This is a genomic window from Amycolatopsis sp. NPDC049159 (assembly GCF_040648295.1).
GTDB lineage: Bacteria > Actinomycetota > Actinomycetes > Mycobacteriales > Pseudonocardiaceae > Amycolatopsis > Amycolatopsis pretoriensis_A.
Window position 1 is genome coordinate 106312 of sequence record NZ_JBEZDL010000027.1, and the last position, 23627, is coordinate 129938.

The 23627-nt window shown below is 71.7% G+C and carries 16 protein-coding genes and 1 pseudogene; 6 read left to right on the top strand and 11 right to left on the bottom strand.

Annotated elements, in window-relative coordinates; genetic code table 11:
* Positions 1-4 precede the first annotated feature (4 nt).
* Complete coding sequence (locus tag AB0B33_RS39420; RefSeq protein WP_360781624.1) at positions 5-901, bottom strand: TIGR03564 family F420-dependent LLM class oxidoreductase; 897 nt, start codon at positions 899-901, stop codon at positions 5-7.
* A gap of 89 nt (positions 902-990) precedes the next feature.
* Here AB0B33_RS39420 and AB0B33_RS39425 point away from each other — a divergent pair, with 89 nt between their 5' ends.
* Both AB0B33_RS39425 and AB0B33_RS39430 read left to right on the top strand, forming a co-directional pair.
* The gene (locus AB0B33_RS39425) at positions 991-1521 is read left to right on the top strand and encodes a TetR family transcriptional regulator (protein WP_360781626.1); all 531 of its coding nucleotides are present in this window, start codon (positions 991-993) and stop codon (positions 1519-1521) included.
* Between the two features lie 50 nt (positions 1522-1571).
* Positions 1572-2451 (top strand): annotated as a pseudogene (locus AB0B33_RS39430) (IS5 family transposase).
* A gap of 148 nt (positions 2452-2599) precedes the next feature.
* On the opposite strand, the gene AB0B33_RS39435 reads toward AB0B33_RS39430, so the two are convergent.
* Together AB0B33_RS39435 and AB0B33_RS39440 are read right to left on the bottom strand one after the other, a co-directional pair.
* On the bottom strand, positions 2600-4429 hold the full coding sequence (locus AB0B33_RS39435; RefSeq protein ID WP_360781628.1) for a TIM barrel protein: 1830 nt from the start codon (positions 4427-4429) through the stop codon (positions 2600-2602).
* Entirely contained in the window at positions 4416-5348 is a 933-nt protein-coding gene (locus AB0B33_RS39440) for a shikimate dehydrogenase (protein ID WP_360781662.1), read from the bottom strand. The genes AB0B33_RS39435 and AB0B33_RS39440 overlap by 14 nt, the downstream gene beginning before the upstream one ends.
* A gap of 120 nt (positions 5349-5468) precedes the next feature.
* Between AB0B33_RS39440 and AB0B33_RS39445 the strand changes: the two genes are divergently transcribed.
* A complete protein-coding gene (locus AB0B33_RS39445; protein WP_360781630.1) occupies positions 5469-6143 on the top strand; it encodes a TetR/AcrR family transcriptional regulator in 675 nt (224 codons plus the stop codon).
* Here AB0B33_RS39445 and AB0B33_RS39450 read toward each other — a convergent pair.
* On the bottom strand, positions 6121-6882 hold the full coding sequence (locus tag AB0B33_RS39450) for an N-acyl homoserine lactonase family protein (RefSeq protein ID WP_360781632.1): 762 nt from the start codon (positions 6880-6882) through the stop codon (positions 6121-6123). The genes AB0B33_RS39445 and AB0B33_RS39450 overlap by 23 nt on opposite strands.
* The gene (locus AB0B33_RS39455) at positions 6879-8234 is read right to left on the bottom strand and encodes an MFS transporter (protein ID WP_360781634.1); all 1356 of its coding nucleotides are present in this window, start codon (positions 8232-8234) and stop codon (positions 6879-6881) included. The genes AB0B33_RS39450 and AB0B33_RS39455 overlap by 4 nt, the downstream gene beginning before the upstream one ends.
* A 464-nt stretch (positions 8235-8698) precedes the next feature.
* Between AB0B33_RS39455 and AB0B33_RS39460 the strand changes: the two genes are divergently transcribed.
* Positions 8699-9100: an Lsr2 family protein gene (locus AB0B33_RS39460; protein ID WP_360781636.1), complete on the top strand. Its 402-nt coding sequence runs from the start codon at positions 8699-8701 to the stop codon at positions 9098-9100.
* Between the two features lie 16 nt (positions 9101-9116).
* Here AB0B33_RS39460 and AB0B33_RS39465 read toward each other — a convergent pair whose 3' ends face one another.
* Together AB0B33_RS39465 and AB0B33_RS39470 are read right to left on the bottom strand one after the other, a co-directional pair.
* Positions 9117-10331, bottom strand: coding sequence for a cytochrome P450 (locus tag AB0B33_RS39465; protein WP_360781638.1), 1215 nt, complete (start codon positions 10329-10331; stop codon positions 9117-9119).
* Positions 10332-10348: 17 nt separating this feature from the next.
* Positions 10349-11293: a PDR/VanB family oxidoreductase gene (locus AB0B33_RS39470; protein ID WP_360781640.1), complete on the bottom strand. Its 945-nt coding sequence runs from the start codon at positions 11291-11293 to the stop codon at positions 10349-10351.
* 95 nt (positions 11294-11388) lie between these two features.
* Between AB0B33_RS39470 and AB0B33_RS39475 the strand changes: the two genes are divergently transcribed.
* Positions 11389-12141 (top strand): IclR family transcriptional regulator, encoded by a 753-nt coding sequence (locus AB0B33_RS39475; RefSeq protein ID WP_360781642.1) that lies wholly within the window; start codon positions 11389-11391, stop codon positions 12139-12141.
* A 60-nt stretch (positions 12142-12201) separates the two neighbouring features.
* On the opposite strand, the gene AB0B33_RS39480 is transcribed toward AB0B33_RS39475, so the two are convergent.
* The 3 genes from AB0B33_RS39480 to AB0B33_RS39490 are packed head-to-tail and all read right to left on the bottom strand — an operon-like array spanning position 12202 to position 17217.
* Complete coding sequence (locus AB0B33_RS39480) at positions 12202-14958, bottom strand: alkaline phosphatase family protein (protein WP_360781644.1); 2757 nt, start codon at positions 14956-14958, stop codon at positions 12202-12204.
* A gap of 4 nt (positions 14959-14962) precedes the next feature.
* Entirely contained in the window at positions 14963-16315 is a 1353-nt protein-coding gene (locus AB0B33_RS39485; protein WP_360781646.1) for an ABC transporter permease, read from the bottom strand.
* Positions 16312-17217 (bottom strand): ABC transporter ATP-binding protein, encoded by a 906-nt coding sequence (locus AB0B33_RS39490; RefSeq protein WP_360781647.1) that lies wholly within the window; start codon positions 17215-17217, stop codon positions 16312-16314. Before AB0B33_RS39490 ends, AB0B33_RS39485 begins: the two co-directional genes overlap by 4 nt.
* Positions 17218-17646: 429 nt before the next feature.
* On the opposite strand from AB0B33_RS39490, the gene AB0B33_RS39495 reads away from it, so the two are divergent.
* Complete coding sequence (locus AB0B33_RS39495) at positions 17647-20418, top strand: ricin-type beta-trefoil lectin domain protein (RefSeq protein WP_360781649.1); 2772 nt, start codon at positions 17647-17649, stop codon at positions 20416-20418.
* Positions 20419-20461: 43 nt separating this feature from the next.
* On the opposite strand, the gene AB0B33_RS39500 is transcribed toward AB0B33_RS39495, so the two are convergent.
* The gene (locus tag AB0B33_RS39500) at positions 20462-23275 is read right to left on the bottom strand and encodes a glycoside hydrolase family 2 TIM barrel-domain containing protein (protein ID WP_360781651.1); all 2814 of its coding nucleotides are present in this window, start codon (positions 23273-23275) and stop codon (positions 20462-20464) included.
* Between the last annotated feature and the right edge of the window lie 352 nt (positions 23276-23627).

Consider the following 23627-nt stretch of genomic DNA (forward strand, 5'->3'; position numbering starts at 1 on the left):
AAGCTCAGCGCAGGCGCGCGGCGAACGCCAGCGTCCGCTCCCGCTCCTCGTCGGTGCCGACCGGGCTGACCAGCAGGTCGGTCACGCCCGCCGCGGCGAACCGGGCGACCGTGGCGGCCACGAAGTCCTCGTCACCGGCCGCCACGGTGTCTTCGAGCCCGGCCTTCCCCTGCTGCCGCAGCAGCCGCCGGTAGCTCGCGAACTCCCCCGCCGTACCGAACCGGCCGCGGATGTCGGCCCGGACCCGGTCCGGGTCCGCCGTCACCGACAGCATCGCCGACGCGACCACCCGCGGAGCCGGCCGCCCGGCGCGCTTCGCGGCGTCGGTGATCTTCGGGACCACGTACTCGCCCAGCACTTCCGGTCCCGCCCACACGGTGACCGTGCCGTCGGCCAGCTCGCCCGCGATGCCGAGCAGCACCGGGCCGAGCGCGGACACGAGCACCGGCGGCGGCTCGGCGCCCGGCACGTCGACCGTCCCGGACACCGAGAGCGTCTCGCCGCGGAAGTCGGTGCTTTCCCCGCGCAGCAACGGCCGCAGCGCCTGGAGGTACTCGCGGACGTGCCGCGCCGGGCGGTCGTAAGAGAGCCCGTAGCCGCCCTCGACGATCTCGCGGTGGCTCGGCCCGATCCCCAGGGTCAGCCGCCCGCCGGTGGCCGCCTGCGCCGTGAGCGCCTGGCCGGCCAGTGCCAGCGGGTGCTGGGCGTAGGTCCGCACGACCGCGGTGCCCAGCCCGATCCGCGGCACGCGCGGCCCGGCCAGCGCCGCGACGGTCAGCGCGTCCCACGCCGTGAGCTGCGGGAGGAACGCGCTGTCCAGCCCCAGCCGTTCCGCCGCCGCGATGTCCTCGACGATCCCCTCGAGTCCCGCCTGACCGGTCGCGTAGAGCCCGATCCGCATGCCGCCTCCAACCGGAATATCAGATTCACCTTGTGCCGCGAACGTAGCATAAGATGAATCCAGGATTCCGTTTTGGGAGGAGGCCGGTCATGCGGGCGGACGCCGTGCGCAACCGCGAGCGGATCGTCGAGCACGCGGTGCGGCTGTTCGCCGGGCGCGGACCGGACGTGCCGATGTGCGAGATCGCCGACGCGGCCGGCCTCGGCGTCGGAACCCTGTACCGGCACTTCCCCGACCGCCGCGCCCTCGCCTGGGAAATCGGCGCCGGCGCCCTGCGCGACTTGGCGGACTTCGCGCGCGGGGCCCGCGAGCGCGAAGAGACGGCCTGGGCGGAACTGCTGGCGATCATCGGGCACTGCGCGACGCTGCCCTTGGCGCTGGCGAAGTCGTTGACCGAGCTGCTGCCCGAGGACGAGACGCAGGCCGAGCTCGAGCACACGGTCGACTCGCTGCTGGCCGACGTCATCGTGCGCGCCCAGCGGGAGGGCACGCTGCGCGCGGACATCCCCCTGCGGGAAGCCCAGCGGCTGCTGAGCACGATCGTCTGCCGCCCCGGCGCCCGCCCGGACGACTACCTGACGATCGTGATGCTGGACGGGCTCAGGCGCGGCCCGGGCTAGCGCCCGTCCTCAAAGCTGGTGTGAGAGGTCTGCTTTGATCTTCGGTCGTGGTGCGTAGGCATGAGCTGACTGATGAGCAGTGGCAGGTCATCCAGCCGTTGCTGCCGGTGTCTGGTGCGAAGGGACGTCCGCGGATTGATGACCGGCGGGTGATCAACGGGATGTTGTTCAAGGCCAAGACCGGGATGGCGTGGCGGGACCTGCCGGAACGGTATGGGCCGTGGAAGACGGTCTACAACCGGTTCTGGCGCTGGTCACGCACCGGCACCCTGTCCGCTCTGGTCGCGCAGGTGCAGGTGCTCGCCGAAGCGATCGACGAACTCGACCGCGAGGTCTCGATCGATTCCAGCATCGTGCGGGCGCATCAGCACGCCGCCGGCGCCCGCCGCGCAACCGCGTCCCGCACAGGGGGAAGCACGCTCTCGCGGCGGGCACAGCGAGCCAGGTGATCATGCCATCGGCCGGTCCCGTGGCGGACCCACGGCCAAGATTCACCTCGCCTGCGACGGCCACGGACGGCCTCTGTCGGTCGTGTTGACCGGCGGCAACGTCAACGACTGCACCATGTTCACCCAGGTCATGGCAGGTATCGAATTCCGTCGGCCCGGTCCTGGCCGCCCGCCGACCCGGCCGAGCAGGGTCCTTGCAGACAAGGGCTACTCCAGCCGCGCCATCCGGACCTACCTGCGTCGACGGCACATCCCGGCGACCATCCCTGAACGCCGGGACCAACGAGCCAACCGGCTGCGCCGGGGCCGGGCCGGTGATCGCCCACCGGCTTTCGACCGAGTCGCCTACCGGCGCCGCAACGTCGTCGAACGCTGCTTCAATCGGCTCAAGCAGTTCCGTGCCATCGCCACCCGCTTCGACAAGACCGCTACCTCTTACCGAGGGTTGATCGATCTGGCCACTCTGCTCCTCTGGCTTTGAGGACAGGCCCTAGCGAACCACGGTGGCCGGCCGACCGGGCGTGCCGGACCGCCGCGCGGCCGGTCCGGGTGCCCGGCTCGCGACGACCTGCTGCGCCGGCTCGGGGACGCGGGTTACGGCCGGCGCGCGGACGGCGTCCGCGCGGAACTCAGGCGCCGGCTTCGCGCTGCCGCCGGTGGGCGGCCATGCGGACCGGGGAGTTCGCGGCGCCGTCGCCCGCGTAAGCCCCGATCCGTTGCACCACCTCGAAAAACACGCGGCCGCCCAGCACCACCGTGAAGAAGTGCAGCAGTTCGCCGTGCTCGTCGCGGTCGTAGAGCACCGACTGCTCGCGCAGGGCGGCCAGCAGCGCGGGCTCCGGTGCCAGCCGGGCGTCGAGGTCGTCGTAGTAGTTCCCCGGGATCTCCAGCAGCGGCGCGCCCCGCTCACGCATCCGGCGTGCGCTCGCCAGCGCGTCGCCCGTGCTCAACGCGACGCACTGCGGCTCCCGCACTTTCGGCGCCCAGTCGCCCCGGCGCAGCAACGCCGACTGGAGGGCGATGCGCACCCGGCCGGGCGGGTCGGCGACCGTGCGGCTGCGGACCAGCCCGAAGGGCGCCGCGAACTCCGTCACCGGCTCCGGCTCCAGGCCGAGCACCGCGCGGTAGAACAGCGCCGCCTCGTCGAAGTGGTCGAACGGCTGGGCCAGCGCCAGGTGGTCGATCTTCGTCACGCCCGTGCCCGGGCCGGCCGGCTCGGTCACGGTGAAGTCGCCCAGCCAGCTGTCGCCGGTTTCGGCGCCGGTGCGGCAGAAGAAGACCGACGTCCCGTCCGGGGCGGCGATCGCCGACAGGTCGGCTTCGCCGGCGCGGTGGTCGCGCGGCAGGGGCGGGGCGAGCAGCCGCTGGGCCCGCCGGGCCGAGCCGACCGGGTCCGCGCTCTCCACCGCGACCGCGCCGACGGACGCACTCCCCTGCTGGCCGGAAGCGGTGCGGTTCAAGAGGATCCGCGCGTCACCCTGCTGCCACAACCGGACCGGCTTGGACCGGTGCCGGCCCGTTTCGGCGAACCCGAGGCCGCTCAGCGCCTCCGCGAGCCGGGGCTCCGACACGTCGTCGACGGCCAGCTCGACGAACGCGTGCCCGGCGAGCTCCGGTGCGGGCGGGACGTCGGTGACACCGAGGGTTTCCTGCAGCGCGAGCAGGGACCGCATCGCGTCGACGGCGGCCGGCGCCGGGTCGGCCTGGCGGAAGACGTCGTTGAACACCTCGAGCGACAGCGGTCCGCGGTAGCCCGCCGCCAGCACGTGCCCGGTGAACGCGGTCAGGTCGAACGCGCCCTGGCCGGGGAAGAGGCGGTGGTGCCTGCTCCACTGCAGGACGTCCATCTGCAGCCGCGGCGCGTCGGCCAGCTGCAGGAAGAACAGCTTCTCCCCGGGGATCGTGCGGATCGCGGCCGGGTCGCTGCCCCGCGACAGGATGTGGAAGCTGTCCAGGCACAGCCCCAGCGCGGGGTGGGCGGCGCGGCGCACGATGCGCCACGAATGCTCGTAGGTGTTGACGAACCGGCCCCACGCCAGGGCTTCGTAGGCGATCCGGATCCCCCGGGCCGCGGCGCGCTCGGCGAGCAGGTGCAGTTGCTCGGCCGCGAGTTCGTCGTCGTCGACCGCGTCCGGGGACACCGACGAGCACACCAGCATCGTGCCGGCACCGAGCTGCTCCATGACGTCGAACTTGAGCTCCGCGCGCCGGAGGTTCCGCGCGAGCACGTCCGGCGGGACGGCTTCGAAGTCGCGGAACGGCTGGTAGAGGTCGATCGACAGCCCCAGTTCGGCGCAGTGTTCGCTGATCTCCTTCGCCGACCACGACGAGGCGATGAGGTCGTTCTCGAAGATCTCCACCCCGTCGAACCCGGCGCGGGCGGCCGCGGTCAGCTTGTCCGCCAGGGTCCCCGACAGGCAGACCGTGGCGATCGAGCGGCGGGGTTCAGTCGAGGACATCGGCGGGTTGCCTTTCCAGGGGTGGGTTTCCGGTGAGCACGGCGAGGTGGCGCAGCATCCGCCCGGCGTCGGGTTCCGCGCCGGTGAACAGGCGGAACGCTTCCGCGGCCTGGAACACCGCCATGCGGCCGCCGTCGAGCACCCGCGCGCCGACCGCGCGGGCGGCCCGGACCAGCTCGGTGTCGAGCGGGCGGTAGACCACCTCGGCGACCCACAGGCCGGGCCGCAGCAGTTCGGCGGGCAGCGGCAGCCCCGGGTGGGCGGCCATCCCGGTCGGGGTGGCGTGCACGAACCCGTCCGCGGCGCCGACGGCCGCCGAGAGGTCCGTCCCGGCCGCCGCGCGGCCGGTCCCGAAGCGGCCCGCGAGCGTGGCGGCGAGTTCGCGGGCCCGCCCGGTGTCCAGGTCGAAGACGTGGATTCGAGCCGTGCCGGCGGTGAGCAAGCCGTACGCCACCGCGGCGCCGGCCCCGCCCGCGCCGAGCACCACGACGGACCCGAGGGGCGCGTCGGGCAGCCCGGTCCGCAGGCCGCTGGCGAAGCCGGACCAGTCGGTGTTGTGCCCGATCGACCGGCCGTCGCGGAACACGACGGTGTTGACCGCGGCGAGCGCGGCGGCGTCGGGCGACAGCTCGTCGACGTGCCCGAGCACCACCTGTTTGCACGGGTGCGTGATGTTGAGCCCGCGGTACCCCGCGTCCCGGGCCGCCGCCAGCATCGGGCCGACGGCGGTGGCGGGCACCCCGTGGTCGTCGAGGTCGAACCGCGCGTACCCCAGCGCCAGCCCGAGCCGGCGGGCCTCGGCCTCGTGCAGCGGCGGGCTCAGCGACGGCCCGATGCCCGTGCCGATCAGCCCGGTGAGCAGCGTGCCCGGCGCCGCCCGCCCAGCGTGGACGCGGATCGCCTCGACGGCCGAAGACAGGGACACCGGACACTCCTAATGTACGAACCAGTACGTTATTTGTACCTCATGGCGTCGGCCCCGTGAAGAGCCCGCGGCACCCTAGAGTGGGCACAACAGCCGGCGCGAGGAAGGAAGGCCGTGGCAGCACCATCGCCCGATGAGGTTTCGAACGTCGCCGCGAAGCGCGGGCCCGAGCGCATCCGCGACGCCGACCGGACGCGTGCCGAAATCCTCGACACGGCCGCCCGCGAGTTCGCCGAGAAGGGCTTCGACGGCGCCCGCGTGGACGAGATCGCCGCGAAGACCCGCACCACCAAGCGGATGATCTACTACTACTTCACCAACAAGGACCAGCTGTTCGTCGAGGTGCTCGAACGGGCGTACACGGTCATCCGCTCGCTGGAGCAGGACCTCGACGTCGACCACCTCGACCCCGCCGAGGCGATCCGGCAGCTCGCCGGGCTCACCTTCGACCACCACGAGTCCCACCCGGACTTCGTGCGGCTGGTCAGCATCGAGAACATCCACCGCGCCGAGCACATCGCCCGGTCGAACGCGCTGTCCAACCTGGCCAACCCGGCCCTCGACGTGCTCACCCGGATCCTCGAGCGCGGCCGGGCGGCCGGGCAGTTCCGCGACGACGTCGACGCGCTCGACGTGCACATGGTCATCAGCGCGTTCTGCGTGTTCCGGACGGCGAACCGCTACACCTTCAACGCCATCTTCGACCGCGACATGCTGGACCCCGTCCACCGCGACCACCACCGCCGCATGGTCGCCGACATGCTGGTCAGCTACCTGACGACCCGCTGAGCCGGACGATCCGGTCCCCCACCGGCGGGTACCGGGTGAGCACTTCCGGGTCGTGCCCCGGGACGACCGGACCGGTGCCGGCCAGCGCGCGAACCCGGTCGAAAGCGCCGTACACGCCGGTCATCGAGTGCAGCAGCGGGGCCGGGCGGTCGTCGTCGAGGTTCTCGTGGAAGTGGGCGGCGTCCGAGGCCAGCACGACCGGACCGGCGGCCGTCTCGACGCGGACGACCTGCATCCCGGCGGTGTGCCCGCCGACCAGGTGGACGCTGAGCCCGGGCACCACCTCGGCGTCCCCGTCGACGAGGTCGAGCGGCCCGGCCCGCAGGTGGTCGAGGGCGACTTCGTCGAGCAGCCACCGTTCCCGCTCGATCCGCTCGGCCCACGGGCCGGTCCAGTAGTCCACTTCGGACCGCTGGACCACGAACCGCGCACCGGGGAAGTCGGCCACCGTGCCGCAGTGGTCGTAGTGCAGGTGCGTGAGGACGACGATGTCCGGCGTCGCCCCGAGTTCGGCGAGCAGCCGGCCGGGCTCGACGTACTCGAGCCCGGCCACCTCCCGCGCGCGTTCGGCCCGGATGCCCGCGTCGACGAGCACCGTGTGCTCCGGCGACACCGCCAGCCAGACGTAGTAGGCGGTCGGGTGGGGTTCCGCGGAATCCCGGCCGTGGCCCAGGAAGTGCTCGCCGCGGTACCCGGTCCGCCGTCCGTAGCAGAGCGCGTAGACCTCGAAGCCGCTCACCGCGGGACGCCGGCCCCGCTCCGCTCGGGTGCCGGGTCCTTGAGGCCCAGCCGCGCGGTCGGCACCCGGAAGGTCTCCTTCCCGGTGGCCACGGCGATCACGTTGACCAGGCACAGCGCCGCGGTGAAGACGGCGACGCCCACCCACGCGCCGTGGCCCGTCCCGGTGACCCCGACCGCGATGGTCGGCAGGAACCCGCTGATGGCGAACCCGATCTGGGTCCCGATCGCGGTGCCCGACAGGCGGACCCGCGCGGGGAACATCTCGCCGTAGAACGACGGCCACACCGCGCTCGTGGCCGTGTAGACGATGCCGAACATCCCGATGCCGACGACGAAGATCCAGAGGTAGCTGCCGGCCGCGATGGCGCCCAGGTAAGGGAAGATCAGGATCGCGCAGCCCAGCGACCCGGCCATGAAGATCTTCTTGCGCCCGAAGCGGTCGGAGAACTTGGCCCACAACGGGATCGAGACGACGGCGGCGACGTTGGCCAGCACGCCGACCCACAGCATCGGCGTCTTGCTCAGGCCCACCGTGTTCACGGCGAAGCTGAGCGCGTAGACGGTGAAGATCGTGCTGACGGAAGCGATCAGGGCGGCCACGACCACGCGCAGGACGTCGGCCCAGTGGTCGCGCAGCAGCACGGCCAGCGGCAGCTTCACCACCTCGCCGCTCGCGACCTCCTCCTGGAACACCGGCGTCTCCTCCAGCGAACGCCGGATGTAGTACCCGACCAGCACCACGACGGCGCTGAGCCAGAACGGCACCCGCCAGCCCCAGGACAGCAGCTCTTCCTGCGGCAACGCGGCCACCGGCAGGAACACCGCGGTCGCCAGGATCTGCCCGGCTTGCGTGCCGCTGAGGGTGAAGCTCGTGTAGTACGCGCGCCGGTGCTCGGGGGCGTGTTCGAGGCTCATGGAGTTCGCGCTGGCCTGCTCCCCGCCGGCGGACAGGCCCTGCAGCAACCGCAGCGCGACCAGCAGGATCGGCGCGGCCACGCCCAGCGTCCCGTAGCCCGGCAGGCAGCCGACGAGCACAGTGGACAGTCCCATCAGCAGCAACGTCGCCAGCAGCACGCGTTTGCGGCCGAACTTGTCCCCCAGGTGCCCGAGCAAAAGCGCCCCGAGCGGCCGCGACACGTAGCCGACGCCGAAGGTCGAGAGCGCCAGCAGCGTGCCGGTCGCGGGCGAGGAGGCCGGGAAGAAGATCTTGTTGAAGACCAGCGCGGCCGCCGTGCCGTAGATGAAGAAGTCGTAGTACTCGAGCGCGCTGCCGATCCACGCGGCCAAGGCCGCCTTGGCTGGCCGGCCCGCGGGCGGGGCGCCCACTGCGCCATCCGGACGATCGGTCACGTCAATCTCCTCCGCGGGTGCGCCGTCGCAGTCCAGGTACCACCCGGTCAGGTATGTACCGTACGGTTAATTAGAGAGATTGAACGGCGCCCGCGGGCTTGTCAAGTACTTGTCCGTCACCCGGCGGCCCGCGGTCGGGTAGCGCGGTGGCGTCCGCCGTGCTCGGCTCGAGCCTGCCCCTCGGCGCCGTCATCGGCCTGTTCGTCGCGGAGCCGGTCGCCCCCGGCAAGCGGCCTGGTGAACATCGCGACCCGGAACCCGATGCGGAAAAGGCACCGTTTTCGCCGCGGGCCGGTTGTTCGTGCCCGACGGGAATTCGCCGATCAGGCTCGCGGCGCGTTTCCCGGATTCGTGCAACCGGCGGGACGAACCAATTTCCGCGGCGGGAAGTTGTGTATACACTTGACGGGGACCGCGGAATTCGCGCGTTCACTTACTGGTATATACCGCCGCAAGGAGCAGGAATGGCCCAGAAGGTCCTCGTCGAGATGCTCGACGACATCGACGGTACCCCCGCCGCCCACACCATCCCGTTTTCCCTCGACGGCGTCACCTACGAGATCGACCTCTCCGACGGCAACGCGGCCGCCCTGCGCGGCGGACTCGCCCGCTACATCAACGCCGCCCGTCGCACCGGCGGCCGCAAGGTCCGCGTCGCGACCGGCCAGTCGACCGCGTCCGACCGCGAGCGCAACCAGCAGATCCGCGCCTGGGCCAACACGAACGGCTACGAAGTCTCCGAGCGGGGCCGGCTCTCCTCCGAGGTGATCGCCGCCTACGACGCCGCCCAGGCGCAGGACGCCGAGCCCGCCAAGGCGCCCAGCAAGCGCGCACCTCGCAAGAAGGTCGCCGCCGCCCGGAAGTAGCCGCCGTGCCGGGAGTTCACGCGGGAGCTCGATCAGTGCGCACCCGGACCGGCAGCGAGCGCCACGCGCGAAGCGTGTTGTTCAGGTGCCGCTCCGGTGTTCCGGCGAGCTCGATCGTCCTCACGCGCCGGGCCAGTGCCGTCAGGAGCGCCTCGGCTTCGAGGCGGGCGACGTGCTGGCCGACGCACTGGTGCAGTCCCATGCCGAAACCGACGTGACCCGACGGATCGCGCGAAAGGTCGAACGCGTCGGGGTCGCTCCACCGGCGCGGGTCGCGGTTGGCCGCGGCGAGGAACATCAGAACCTTGTGCCCCTCGGGAATCCGGACGTCGCCGACGCGCACCTCGGTCGTGGTCGTGCGGAAGAACGTCTGCACCGGCGACTCCCAGCGCGCCGCCTCGTCGAACGCCACCCGCGCCAGGCCAGGATTCTCACGCAACCGCCGCCACTGGTCCGGGTGCGTGGCGAATGCGTGCAGCACGGCGGAAAGCGCGTGCACGGTCGTGTCCACCCCGGCCGTGAGCAACGATCGCACGATCAGCGGAGCCTGCTCGTGCGTGATGTCACCGCGATCGCCGGCCGCCCAGATCTCCGCGCCGAAGCCCTCCGGTGCGAGGACCTCGCGGCGGCACTGCTCGCTCACCCAGCCCGACAGTTCCGGCACCCGGGGCGCGCCTCGCGCGACGAGGTCGTTGTCCGGGCCGAAGGCGTTGAACGCGTGGTCGCCGTACGGCAGCAGGTTCTCGCGTCCGTCGACCGGAATGCCCACCGCGTCGGGGAAAACGCGCAGCGGAAACGCGTGGGACAACGCCGTGGCGGCGTCGAACCGCGGGCCGTCGGCGAGGACTCGGCCGACGAGTTCTTCCGCGTCGGCCAGCCACCTTTCGCGCAGGTGCCGGAGCGCGCGGGGGCCCAGGACCTTGCTCAGCACCCGCCGGGGTGCGTCGTGCCGGGGCGGGTCGGCCTCCAAGAGCAGGCTCGGCGGCCGCCACGGCTTCTCCGTGCGGAAGTTCGCCAGGCCGACGCCCGCCGCGGACTGGAACCGCTGCCAGTCGGTGAGGGCGGCGTGCACCTGCTCGTGGCGGGCGACCGCGTAGACGTCGTAGCGGCGCAGGCGCACGACCGGTCCGGCGTCGCGGAGTTCCGCGTGCAGCGGGAGCGGGTTCTCCAGGACCGCACGGCTGAACGGGTCGCCGTCGTGGACCGGGCAGGGAGTTTCGAGGGTGGTCACGGTGGCCTCCGAGGGGATCACAGGTCGAGGACGAGCCGGTCGGACAGCGAGCGGGACACGCAGACGAACATGCAGTCGGCCGCGGCGCGCTCGTGGTCCTCGAGGATCGCGTCGCGGTGTTCGGGACGGCCGGCGAGCACGGTGGTCTCGCACGTGCCGCACGTGCCCTGGCGGCAGGACGACAGGACTTCGACGCCCGCGCCGGTCACGGCGTCGAGCACGCTCGTCCCGACCGGCACGGTGACGCGCACCCCGGTGCGGGCCAGTTCGACCTCGAACGGCGTGGCCCGGGCGGGTGCGGCGGAGTCGTCGACGGCGAACCGTTCGGTGCGCAAGGCGCGGGGCGGCCACGCCGCGCAGACCCGCTCGATCGCGCCCAGCAGCGGCGCCGGGCCGCAGGCGTAGACCTTCACCCCCGGGCGGGGCTCGCCGAGGAAGCCCGCCAGGTCGAGCAGGCCGTGTTCGTCCTGGGGCCGGACCAGGACGTGCTCGCCGTACGCGCCGAGCTCGTCGAGGAACGCCATCGCCGCGCGGTTCCGCCCGCCGTAGAGCAGCCGCCACCGCGCGCCGAGCAGCTCGGCCTGCTGCACCATCGGCAGCAGCGGCGTGATCCCGATGCCGCCGGCGACGAACAGGTACTCCGGCGACGGCACCAGCGGGAAGTTGTTGCGCGGACCGCCCACGCCGACCTCGTCGCCGACGGCCAGCTCGTCGTGCACGCGGGCCGAACCGCCGCGGCCGCCGGGTTCCCGCAGGATCCCGAGCCGGTAGCGCCGCGGGTCCCAGCGGTCGCCGCACAGCGAGTACTGCCGGGTCAGCCCGCCGGGCAGGACGAGGTCGAGGTGCGAGCCGGGCGTCCAGTCCGTCAGCCGGCCGCCGTCGGGGGCGGTCAGCTCGAGGGCCACCACGCCGTCGGCGGCCACGGTCTTGCGGTGGACGCGCAGGGTGTTCATCAGGGTCATCGTCGATCCTCCCCGACGACCATCGCCGACCCCGGCGCGAGCGCGAAACGAACTCTCAATGGACGAGAGAACCGGCCCGGGCGATACTCGTGGTCATGCCACGGGCCCCCACCGGCGAGTCGTCCATCGCCCGCGCGGCGCGGATCATCGCCGCTTTCACCGCCGACGAGACGTCGCTGACCGTCACGGAGATCGCGCGGCGCACCGGCCTGCACATCGCCACGGCGTCGAGGCTGATCGCCGAGCTGACCACGCACGGCCTGCTGGCCCGCGGCCCCGGCCGCGAGGTCCGGATCGGCGTCCGGCTGTGGGAGCTCGCGGCCCGCGCCTCCCCCACGTCCTCGCTGCGCGACGCGGCGATGCCCTACCTGGAGGACCTGCACGCGGTGGTGAGCCACCACGCCCAGCTCGGCGTCCTCGACGGCGACGAGGTGCTGTTCATCGAGCGCCTGTCCGCCCGCGACGCGGTGATCAACTATTCCCAGATAGCCGGCCGGCTGCCACCGCACATCTCCTCGTGCGGCCACGTGCTGCTGGCGTACGCCCCGGCCGAAGTCAGGCAGCGCGTACTGCGACGCCCGATGCCCGCCTGCACCGCGGCGACGATCACGACCGCGGACCAGCTGGACCGCGCGTGGGCGGCCGTGCGGAAGCAGGGTTACGCCTTTCTCGCCGGCCACGTCCACGAGGACGCGACCGGGATCGCGGTCCCGATCCGCGACGCGCTCAACGACGTCGTCGCGGCACTCTCGATCATCGTCCCGAACGACGACCACGCGGACGCGGGCATCGCGGTCCTGCTGGCCGCGGCCCGAGGCGTGACGCGCACCCTGTCCGGACGCCGCTGACCCGACAGCGAAGGCCCCTGGCCGGCAGCACCGGCCAGGGGTCTTCGACGCGAGAACAGCTCAGCCGTCCGACTCCGCCGACGGGAGGTAAGCGCCCGGTACCTCCTCCGGCGCGAACACCTGCTTCTCACCCGGGTAGGGCAGCTGCCACCCGTGCGTCTGGTACCACGTGAAGTGGTTCATCTGCGCGGGGTTGGCGTAGTCGGCGACCGCGTCCGGGCCGGTCAGCCGCTGGTGCGTGGTCCACTCCTGCCACCGCGCCGCCACCTGCTCCTTCTCCGCGGGCACCGCCGACGACGGCACCGGGGCCGCCGCCGGGTTCGCCGCGGCCGGGGTGTCCGGGCCGCACGGGGGCTGGGTCGCCAGGCCCGCCGTCAACGACGTCCGGTTCGGCAGCGCGGTGAACGGCGTGTAGTCCGGCTTCTTCGTGAACGCCGCGCTCATCGGCGTCGCCGCGCTGTCCTTCTGGTTCATCGGCTTGACGCCGAGGATCTGCTCGATCGTCCGGACCATCGTGATCTGCGAGTAGTAGTGGCTGTCGACGACGCCGTGCTGGGCGTACGGGCTGATGATCTGCACCGGCGCCCGGTGGCCGTCGACGTGGTCCAGACCGGCCTGCGAGTCGTCCTCGACGACGAAGATCGCCGAGTCCTTCCAGTACTGGCTGTGCGAGATCTCGTCGACGATCCGGCCGACCGCGAGGTCGTTGTCGGCGACCTGGGCGGCCGCGTTCGGCGGGCCGCCGGTGTGGTCGCTGGACAGCCAGAACATGTTCAGGTTGGCCGGCCCGTTCTTCTCGAAGTCGTCCTTCCAGATCTGGTACCGGTAGACGTCCGGCACCGCGGTGTCGAACTTCGGGAAGCCCGGCACCGAAACGTTGTTCAGCGACGGGATCGGCGACGACGACACCAGCGGGTACGCGCTCGGCTCACCCGTGGCCGCCATGTTCTTGCTGTCGCAGTACAGGTTCTGCCAGCTCGCCCCGGCGGGCTTGGTCAGGAACTGCTGGAACTCGCCGAAGTCCCGCACCGACTTCCCGGCCGCCTGCGCGCCGGTCCAGAGGAACCCGGAGCTCTGGTGGCCGAGCGCGTCGTCCTCGGTGTCGTAGCTGCGCAGGTACTCCCCCGCCGACGACTCGGTGTACTCCGGGTTGTCGGCCTGCATCAGCCAGTTGTGGCCCTCGGCGGAGTTCGTGCCGATGTCGTAGGTGTTGTCGTACAACCCGAACTGCTTGGCCAGGGCGTGCTGGTTCGGCGTCACGTTCTCGCCGAACTGCGTGACCGACGGGTCTCCGTTGCCGCGCGGGTCGTCGCCGAGGACCTGGTCGTACGTCCGGTTTTCCTTGACCAGCAGGAAGACGTGCTTGATCGTCGACGGGTCGCCGAGGCGCGCCGGGACCGGCACCGGGTTCCGGTGGCCGTTGTCGTGCGCCACCTGCACCGAGCCGTCGGTCCAGCCGTTCTGCTCGAAGACCTGGCCGGTGTAGCCGCGGATCGCGCGGTCGTCCGGCAGCCGGAACTTCTGCACGCTCGACGTCGTGTCGTGCGTGCCGTGCCCGGCGGCCGTGGTGGGACGGCGGGCGTCGATGCCGCGGGTGTTGGAGACGACGACGTCCTTGCCGACCGTGGTGATGGCCGTCGGGAAGTAGTCCGTCGGCAGCAGGCCGACGTAGCTCACCGGCTCCTGCGCCCACTGGAAGCGGTAGACGGCGACCGCGTTGGCGCGGCCGAGCGTCACCAGCAGGTGGCCGTCGTCGGTGAGGGTCACGCCGTCCGGCTCGTAGCCGACCGAAGCCTCCGGCCACGGCTGGGTGGCGATGGTCTGGACGACCTTGTCGCGGCCGGTGTCGATGACCGACACGGTGTTGCTCGCGGTGTTCGTGACGAACAGCGTGCCCCGCTTGAAGTACACCGCCGTCGGGTGCAGGCCGACGTCGATGCTCTTCGGCGCGGCGGCCGCGTTCGCCAGGTCGATGACGCTGACCGTGCCGCTCGTCGTCGCGCCGGTGAACCGGCTGGCCGGCACCTGCGTGTTGTACGAGTTCAGCGTCGGCTCACCGGGCCGCGCCGGGCGCCCGCCTTCGTTGCTGACGTACAGCTTGGTCCCGACGCGGACCAGGTCGCGCGGCGCGTTGCCGACGGCCCAGCTCTGCTTGATCGCCCCGGTCGCCGCGTCGAGGGCGACGACGCGGTTCTGGCCGTTGACCGCGGAGTACACAGTGGACCCGTCGGGCGAGAACACCGCCTGCGCCACCAGCGCGTGCTTCGGGCCGTCGGCCGGGATCTTGACCGGCGTCGGGGCGGCGACGGTCCCGTCGGGGTTCACCGTGAAGCGGGTGTAGCCGTCGGTCTGCGCCAGCCACAGCGCCTTGCCGTCCGGGGAGTACGCCGGTCCTTCTTGACCGACGTCGTTGCCGGGGATGCGCAGGTTCGCCGTCACGGAGTTGCCGACGAGCTGCTGCACCTTCCAGCCCTTGAGGTCGACGATCGTGAGCGCGATCCCGCCGTCGGTGGTCAGCGCGGCGAGGTGGGCACCGTCCGGGCTGACCGAGGACGCCATGATCTTGCCGTTGTCGACGACCAGCCGGTCGCCGATCGGCTTGAGGTACTGGTCGGCGGAGACGACCTGGCCGTTTTCGGTGACCTGGCCGACCTGGTCCGTGCCGAACTGCGCGGTCGACGCGACACCGACGCCGGTGCCGGTCGCGATCAGCACGAGCGTGGCGGAGCCGGCGGTGGCGTACCGGAACCGGTGACCGCTGAAGTGACCGGGGAGGCGAACCTTCCCGACACGCCGTCTGCGGCGTGTTACCTGCATCGGGTTATCCCTTCGGGGTGGAGGAGAGCAGCTCGACGTTGCCGTCGAACTGCCAGAGCGGGTTGGGCCGGTCCCCCGCGGGGGTCCGCACCTGGAAGTAGCCGTTCACTTCCTTCGGTCCGTCGCCGTCGGCGACGTACCGCCCGTCCGAGGTGATGTCCAGCTGGTAGACGGCCGTACCGGTCGCGGCGATCCCCGGCAGGTGCCAGGAAACGACGCAGCGCCAGTCGTTGCCGGGGCCGTCCGGTTCGACGAGACCGTCGCCCTTGGTGCAGGCGGCCGTGGCCCCCAGCTGCGCTTCGGTGACGTCGGGCCGGTTGAGCTGCCCGGCCTGCAGGCGGTAGAGGTGCGCGAACGCCGTCGCGAGCGACCGCTGCACCTTGTCCTGGTCGATCCCGGACCCGGTCGCCGGTGTGGCCACGGCGACGAGTCCCGCGGTGACGGCCAGCAGTCCGGCCGGCGGGAGTGCGCCCACGACGATCCCGCGCCGCCCCGCACCGTCGTGGCCGGGGTTCGTGAAGTCGCGGCGCACGAACAGGACGTACGCCAGCGCGGTCGCGAGCACCGCCCACGCCAGGCTGACGCCGACCGCGATCAGCAGCGGCCCGAGCTGGACCGGGTCGGTGAACAAGCCGTTCCACGCGATGAAGGCGTAGCTCGGCAGCGCGAGGCGGACGGCGACGGGCAGCGGCAGCAGCTGGGCGAGCGCCAGCACGAGCGCGACGACGGCGGGCAGCAGCAGGCCCATCGGCGACCGGCCCCACACGACGGACCCGAGCAGGCCGAGCGCGCCGAGAGCGAGCGTCGGGGCGAGCACGCAGACCCACGCGAGCAGCACCTGCACCGCGGCGTCGCCCGGGGCGAGCAGGTGGCCGTCGAGACCCGCCAGCGGCCGGTTCCCGGCGGCCAGGACTCCGCCCACCGCACCGGAAACGGCCATCCCGGCCACGAGCACGAGGATCACGGTCAGGCTGGCAAGCGCTTTCGCGGCGAAGATCCGCCGGGTGGAGCGGACCGCCACCAGCAGGTGCCGCCAGGTGCCGAGCCGGTCCTCGGCCGCGAAGACGTCCCCGGCGACCACCGACGTCAGCAGCGGAAGCGCATACGTGCCCGCGAAACCGAGCATCACCAGCGGCCCGGCCCAGCCCGTGGCGTTCATCCAGCGGCCGAACAACGTGTCGACCGGCAGGGAGCTCTGCCCGCTCACCACGGCGACGAACAGCGCCGGCGCGAGCCAGCAGGCGAGCACCAGCAAGCGGATGCGCCACGCGGACACCAGCTTGACCAGTTCGAAGCGGTAGCCCCGCAGCACGGGAACCGGGCGCTCGACCGGTGCTTCGGCGACGTTCGCGGTCATCGGCCGGCCTCCGGCTGTTCGGTGAGGGCGAGGAAGGCGGCTTCGAGCGGGGACACCACGGGCGCGAGCTCGCGCACGGCGATGCCGTCCGCCCCCAGCCGCAGCACCAGTCCGTCGAGCGCGGGCACCCGGGCGCGGACCACGAAGACGTCGGCGTCCTCGACGAGGCGGACCCCGGCGGCCCCGGCCACCAGCGCTCGCGCGGCCACCGGATCGGCGGTGCGCAGCCGGTAGTCCAGTTCCGCGTTCTCGGTGGACAGCTTGCCCAGCGGGCCGCTGAAGACGACCCGGCCGGTGGCGAGGATGGTCACGTCGGAGCACAGCGCTTCGAGGTCGTCCATCCGGTGGCTGGAGAGCACCACGGCGGTGCCGCCGGCCGCGAGCCGCCCGAGCACGCCGTGCACGTGCTTCTTGCCGGCCGGGTCCAGGCCGTTCGCCGGCTCGTCGAGCACCAGCAGCCGGGGCTCGGTGAGCAGGGCCGCGGCCAGCCCGAGCCGCTGCCGCATGCCGAGGGAGAACCCGCGCACGCGGTCGTCGGCGACGTCGGCGAGACCGACCTCGTCGAGGACGTCACCGATCCGCGTCGAGTGCCGGTCGCGCCCGCGCAACGCCGCCAGCGCGACGAGGTTCTGCCGCGCGGTGAGCGAGGGGTAGAGCCCGGGCCCGTCCACGAACCCGGCCACCCCGGCGGGCGCGGCGAGCGCCCGCCCGACCGGCGAACCGAGGATCTCGAGCCGCCCTTCGTCGGCCACGGCCAGGCTCAGCAGCAAACCGAGCAAGGTCGTCTTCCCGGCACCGTTCGGCCCGGCCAATCCGTGGACCTCCCCCGGCGCGACGTCGAAGTCGACCCCGTCGAGCGCGACGACGTCGTCGAAGCACTTGGTGATCTCACGCGCTCTCACTGCCGGCGGTGCGTCCATGGGTCCCTTCGCCTTCGTCCGTGGCTTGCGCCGAAAAACTTAGGGACAGCAAATGACCACCGGCAGGCGACGGAGGTGAACGCTCGGGGAACGAGGTGCGGCGAACGGTGGCAGGTCCGGTGAAATGTCCGAGTTAAGCCTTTCGCTTGCTCCGGGTTAACCGCTGCCTTACCCGTGTCCGGTCCTTGTCGGGTCTTGACAGGGTCGTGAGCGATGCAGTGCAATAACGCCTGAACTTCAACGAAAGTCAACGAAACTCGACAGCCGAGTGTGCGCCGCCGCCACGTGCGCACGCTCCAGCGGGACTTCAGCTCGATCGGCTTCCACGAACAGCACTGATCGGCCCCTGCCGGCACGCTCTCGCTCCGGACCCGGCGGCGGGTCGATCTCCTCCAGCGGCAGGAGAAGCGAGTGCCTCACGCGATCCCCCAGTCCCGGCGCACCTCGCGGCAGCAGCAGCCCCGCGCGTTCCGCATCGCGGTCCAGCTCGCCCTTTTGGCCTTGGTGGCCGGCGTCCTGCACATCGTGAGTGCCCCCGAAGCCGGCGCCGCGACCACGGCGGAAGTGAACGGCGGGGTCGTCGGGCGGACGTTCGACGGGGTCGGTGCCATCAGCGGCGGCGGGGGCAACTCGCGTCTGCTGGTCGACTACCCGGAACCGCAACGCTCGCAGATCCTCGACTACCTCTTCAAACCCGGCTACGGCGCGGCCGTGCAACTGCTGAAGCTGGAGATCGGCGGGGACGCGAACTCCACCGACGGATCCGAGCCGTCGCACCAGCACGTGCGCGGGGACATCGACTGCAACGTCGGCTACGAGTTCTGGCTCGGCGAACAGGCGGTCGCGCGGAACCCCGGCATCAAGCTCGTGGCCCTCCCCTGGGCGGCTCCCGGCTGGATCGGCGGGGGCAGCTTCTGGTCCCAGGACATGATCGACTACGACATCTCGTGGCTGAAGTGCGCCCGCGGGCACGGGCTGACGATCAGCTACCTGGGCGGCTGGAACGAACGCGGCCACGACAGCACCTGGTACAAGAACCTGCGCACCGGCTTGGACAACGCCGGTTTCTCCGCCGTCAAGATCGTCGGCGACGACAGCGGGTGGGGCATGGCCGACGAGTTCGCCGCCGACCCCGCGCTGAAGAACGCCGTGGGCACGCTGGGCAACCACTACGTGTGCGGCTACCTGTCGCAAGCGACCTCGTGCAGCACCACTGCCAACGCCCGCTCGAGCGGGAAGCCGTTGTGGGCCAGCGAGTTCGGTTCCCAGGACGACAACGACGGCGTCGTGCCCTACATCCGCACCGTCAACCGCGGCTACCTCGACGCCGAGATCAGCGGGTACCTGAACTGGCCGTTGATCGCGGCCATCACCCCGAACCTGCCGTACGCGACGGTCGGGCTGATGGACGCCGGCTCGCCGTGGTCGGGAGCGTACCGGGTCGGCAAGAACCTGTGGGCCAACGCGCACTACACCCAGTTCACCCAGCCCGGCTGGAAGTACCTCAACGGCTCGGCCAGCGCCTACCTCGGCGGCGATCGCGCCAACGGCAGCTACGTGTCGCTGAAGTCCCCGAACAACACCGACTACTCCACGGTGTACGAAACGAGCGGCAGCACCGCGGCGCAGACCGTCGACGTCAGGGTGTCCGGCGGGCTGAGCACCGGAACCGTGCACGTCTGGGCCACCGACACGGACTCGTCGAGCTCCGCGAACTGGTTCGTGCGCCAGCCGGACGTGACGCCGGCCAACGGCGGCTACCGGCTGACCCTGCAGCCGAACCACATCTACACGGTCACCACGACGACCGGGCAGGGCAAAGGCACCGCCGCCGGGCCGGCTCGCGGCAGCCTCGCGCTGCCCTACGCCGACAACTTCGAGCAGTACGCCACCCGCAAGCAGCCCAAGTACACCGAAGACATGCAGGGCTCCTACGAAACCCGCCCGTGCACCGGCGGGCGGTCCGGGCAGTGCCTGCAGCAGGTCGCGCCGGTCCGGCCGATCAACTGGCAGGACGACAGCGACGCCTTCACCCTCGTCGGAGATCCGTCCTGGAGCAACTACACGGTCAGCGTCGACGTCACCCTGCGCCAAGCCGGGAACGTGACGCTGCTCGGCCGGGCCGGCACCCAGAACCGGCCGCAGCGCAACCAGGCCGCCTACCAGCTGCGCATCGCCGACACCGGCGCCTGGTCGATCGCCCGCAACTCCACCGGCGGCGTCCTGACCACCCTGGCCTCCGGCACGCGCGCGGCACTGGGCCTGAACACCTGGCACACGCTCAGCCTCACGTTCAGCGGCAACCAGATCACCGCCAAGGCCGACGGCGCCACCCTCGCGACGACGACCGACCGGACGTTTCTCACCGGGCAGGCCGGTCTCGGCGTCGTCGGCTACCAGACCGACCAATTCGACAACCTCACCATCACCCCGCAGCCGGCCGGTGACCTGCGCGGCATCCTCAAGGGTGCGGAATCGGGCCTGTGCGCGGACGTTCCCGCCGCGAGCACCACGAACGGCACCCGGGTGGCGCTGTGGGACTGCACCGCCGGGAGCAACCAGAGCTGGACCCTGACCGCGGCGGGCGAACTGCGCGTCTACGGCAGCAAATGCCTCGACGTGACCGCCGACGATGCGACGCAGATCGCCGACTGCACCGGCTCCCGGAAGTGGGCGCTCAACGCCGACGGCACGGTCACCCAGGCCGGCACCGGCGAGTGCCTCGACGCCACCGCGCACGGCACCACCGCCGGCACCACGATCGGCGTCTGGACGTGCAACGGCGGCGCGAACCAGCGCTGGGCCCGCGGCGACGTCACCGGCGTGCTCCGCGGGACGACGTCCGGCAAGTGCGTGGACGTTCCGGCCCTGTCCCAGGAAAACGGCACCCGCCCGGCTCTGTGGGACTGCAACGGCGGCAGCAACCAGACGTGGGTTTCGACCGACAGCAACGCCCTCGAGGTCTACGACACCAAGTGCCTGCAAGCGGACTCGGCTGCCGTCCAGATCACCGATTGCACCGGTTCGGCCGATCAGCACTGGCAGGTGCGGTCCGACGGGGCCGTCATCAACGCCGCGTCCGCGCAGTGCCTCACGCCGATCGGTCACGGGACGGCGAACAGCACCGAGCTGACGACCGGCGACTGCGCCGACCCGGCCAACCGGCAGTGGAGCCGGTCCTGATTTCGGGAACGGGAAGGGAATCGTCCATCCGGACGACAAGCACTCACGCGTCGAAGCGGAAGTACACCGTGCGGTGGTAATCACCGGTGGCGGCGTTCGGCCGGCTTTCCGGGCCCAACGCCGTGACGTCGTGGAACTTGTTTCCGATCGGCGCGATGCCGTCCAAGAAAGAAATCCCGCCGGCCGGGTAGCCGGTCACCGCGTGCTGGGGATCGGGCCCTGGGGCAGGGGTGAACAACCGCAGGAACAGGCCGTCCTCCGCGGCGACCACCGTGACCGCCCCCTCGGACGTCTGCAGCACGGCCCAGTGAGTCCGCGCGTGGTAACCCTTGAACTCCGGGTAGCCGAACCCGCTCGCGCCGGTCGCGGTGTCGTTGTACGGCTTGGTCCAGACATCGAGGTGCACCCCGCGCAACCGGTTCTTGTAGACCCGGTACGGCCCGTCCCCCAGCCAGGTCAGGCCCCGCACGTTCGCCTCGGGGTAGTCGAAGTTCACCCCGAGGTGCTCGTGATCTCCGGTGGCGCGATAGTGGTAGTCCAGCCTCAGCCAGCCGTTCGCGTCCAGCCGCCAGCGCACGGAAACCAGGTCGCCGCTGTAGCCGGCTTGCGCCACCCAGCCGGTTCCGTCACGGAAGTGGCTGAACCCGGTGAGCGCGGCCGTCCCGTGGGCGGGGGCCGGGCCGTTCACCAGCGACACCGGCGAGCCGTCCCGGCGCACGCCGGTCAGCCGCCCGCTCGCCTTGGCGATCGTGATCCGGGTGGCGCCCGCGATGAGCGTCACGTCCGTCGTGGTCTCGGTCGTGACGACGCTTCCCGTGGTCGCGGGCCGCACCACGCGGGCGGCGTAGTCCGGCGCCTTCCGGATCCGCCACGTCCACGCGGTGAGCGCCCGGCCGGCCGGGTCGGTCGCGTCCAGCCGCAGCGCGTCGGCACCGGTCCAGTCGGCGGGCAGGCCGAGCCGCAGCGCGCCGGTCGCCCCGGGTGCGACGTCCGGGCCGTCGGCCGGGCCTTCGGCGACGACCCGGTGCCCGGCGCCCGTGCCGGGGGCGGCGAACGCCAGCAGCTGCCAGGTGAATCGGCACTGCCGGAGGTTCGTGAAGTCGTACCGGTTGACCAGCTTCACCGTCTGGTCGAACGACGCCGGGAAGACCGAGTCGTAGTAGCCCGGATTGGCCGGCTGGACCGGCGACCAGATGTCCTTGATCGTGAAGAAGCTGCCTTCCTTCTCCCGGTACGGCCCGAGAATCCCGTCGGGAGCCCGGCTGCCGTTGGTGTCGAGCGCGCCACCCCGGTCGTCGCGGGCCACGCTTTCGTCGACCAGTGCCCAGATGAACCCGCCCGCGGAGCGCTGCGCGCCACCCATGACCTTCCAGTAGTCGTTCAGCCCGGCGCCGGCCCCGCCGTCGTAGAGCCCGTGCAGGAACTCCGTCGGCATGAAGACCGTGCTACCGGCGGCTTTGGCCACGGTGCTGCTGTAGGTCTGGTAATGACTGGTGTCGACGCCGCTGAAGGTCGCCCACGGGTGCAGCACCGCGCGCCGCTGCGGGTCGTGGCGGCCGAAGTCGTCGTCCAGCGCGGTGTTCCAGCCGCCTTCGTTCCCGTTGTCCCAGAACAGGATCGACGGGTGGTTGACGTCGCGCCGCACCATGGCCTCGACGAGCGGGGCGCCGACGCCCTCGTCGTAGTCGCGTTGCCAGCCGGTCAGCTCGTCCAGGACGTAGAGCCCGAGTTCGTCGCAGAGGTCGAGGAAGAACGCGTCCGGCGGGTAGTGCGACATCCGGACCGCGTTCATGTTCATGTCCTTCATCAGCTCGATGTCCAGCCGGGCCAGGCGGGGACTCGACGCGCGGCCGGAGGTCGGCCAGAAGGTGTGCCGGTTCGCTCCTTTGAGGACGATCCGCCGGCCGTTGACGTAGATGCCGTCCCCGGCCCGGACTTCGACCGTGCGGAAGCCGAAGCGTTCGACCGTGCTGTGCAGGGCCACTCCGGTGGCGCTCGCGAGCGTCAGCTCGACCTGGTGCAGGTGGGGCGTTTCGGCGGTCCACAGCAGCGGCTGCGCGGCCGTCGTGGTCAGGGTCGCGCTGGTCGCCCCGCTCGCCACGGCGACGGAAAAGGGGTCGCCGACCGCGGTGCCGTCGAGCCTCCGCAGCCGCGCGGTCAGCCGCGACGCCGTGCTCACGCCGGCGAGGGTGACCTGCGCGGTGAAGGTCCCGTCCGCGCGGGCGTCGACCGCGACCCGGTCGACGCGGGCGGCCGGGTACGCCTGCAGGGTCACCGGCCGGAAGATGCCGCCGAAGTTCCAGAAGTCACCGCGGCGCTCGGCGTCGTTCACGGAGTCGTCCGCGGATTCCTTGCTGACGGTGACTTCGAGCAGGTTCGGCTCGCCGAGCCGCAGCAAAGCGGTTGCGTCGTAACGGAAGCGGTAGAACCCGCCCTGGTGCACCGGCCCGGCCGAGACGCCGTTGACGCGCACTTCGGCGTCGGTCATGGCGGCCTCGAACACCAGGAAGATGCGGCGGCCGGACCACGACGCCGGCGGGGTGAACCGGTGCCGGTAGCTGCCCTTCTCCGCCGGTACCAGGTCGCCGCCGTAGTGGTAGCTGCCGAAGCCGTGGCACTCCCAGTTCGACGGCGTCGGGATCGTGCCCCACTCCCCGGCCCGGCGGCCGGCCGTGACCTGGAAGTCCCAGTCGACGGTGTGGTCGGCGTCGCTGCCGGTGAGGAGTACCGTTTCGGTCACCGGGCCGGCCGGTGCCGCACCGACTGGGCTCGCCTGCGGGACGCCGAGCGTGGACAACCCCGCGGTCGCCACGCCCGCCGTGCTGAGCTCGAACAGCTTGCGACGGTTCAGTTCCACCGGGGCTCCCGTGGCTCGGGGTGTCATCGAATCGGTCGATCTGATATATGAGACAACATACGTTATATTTTCACGACTGAGCGGACAAGCTGCCGGACAATTCCCGCCGTCCGGCGTCGCCCCGAAGCGAAAGGCAGCACAATGTCCCCCTCGAACCGCCTCCGCCGATGGTCACGCCGCTGGGCGCCCGTCGCGGCGGTCGCCGTCGCCGGCGCCACGTTGGTCGCGCCGGCCGCCGAAGCCGCGGCCGGCGCGACCCGGGGAGCTGTTGCCACCCCCCCCCGCCGGGCCCGGGGGCGGGACCCCACCACCCACATAGGGAAGTGAACACAACGTAAGACAGGACAACACT

Excerpts from the sequence above, each read along its gene's own strand:
- AB0B33_RS39420 (WP_360781624.1), bottom strand. The coding sequence starts at position 901 with ATGCGGATCGGGCTCTACGCGACCGGTCAGGCGGGACTCGAGGGGATC.
- AB0B33_RS39425 (WP_360781626.1), top strand. The coding sequence starts at position 991 with ATGCGGGCGGACGCCGTGCGCAACCGCGAGCGGATCGTCGAGCACGCG.
- AB0B33_RS39435 (WP_360781628.1), bottom strand. The coding sequence starts at position 4,429 with ATGTCCTCGACTGAACCCCGCCGCTCGATCGCCACGGTCTGCCTGTCG.
- AB0B33_RS39460 (WP_360781636.1), top strand. The coding sequence starts at position 8,699 with ATGGCCCAGAAGGTCCTCGTCGAGATGCTCGACGACATCGACGGTACC.
- AB0B33_RS39470 (WP_360781640.1), bottom strand. The coding sequence starts at position 11,293 with ATGACCCTGATGAACACCCTGCGCGTCCACCGCAAGACCGTGGCCGCC.
- AB0B33_RS39475 (WP_360781642.1), top strand. The coding sequence starts at position 11,389 with ATGCCACGGGCCCCCACCGGCGAGTCGTCCATCGCCCGCGCGGCGCGG.
- AB0B33_RS39480 (WP_360781644.1), bottom strand. The coding sequence starts at position 14,958 with ATGCAGGTAACACGCCGCAGACGGCGTGTCGGGAAGGTTCGCCTCCCC.
- AB0B33_RS39485 (WP_360781646.1), bottom strand. The coding sequence starts at position 16,315 with ATGACCGCGAACGTCGCCGAAGCACCGGTCGAGCGCCCGGTTCCCGTG.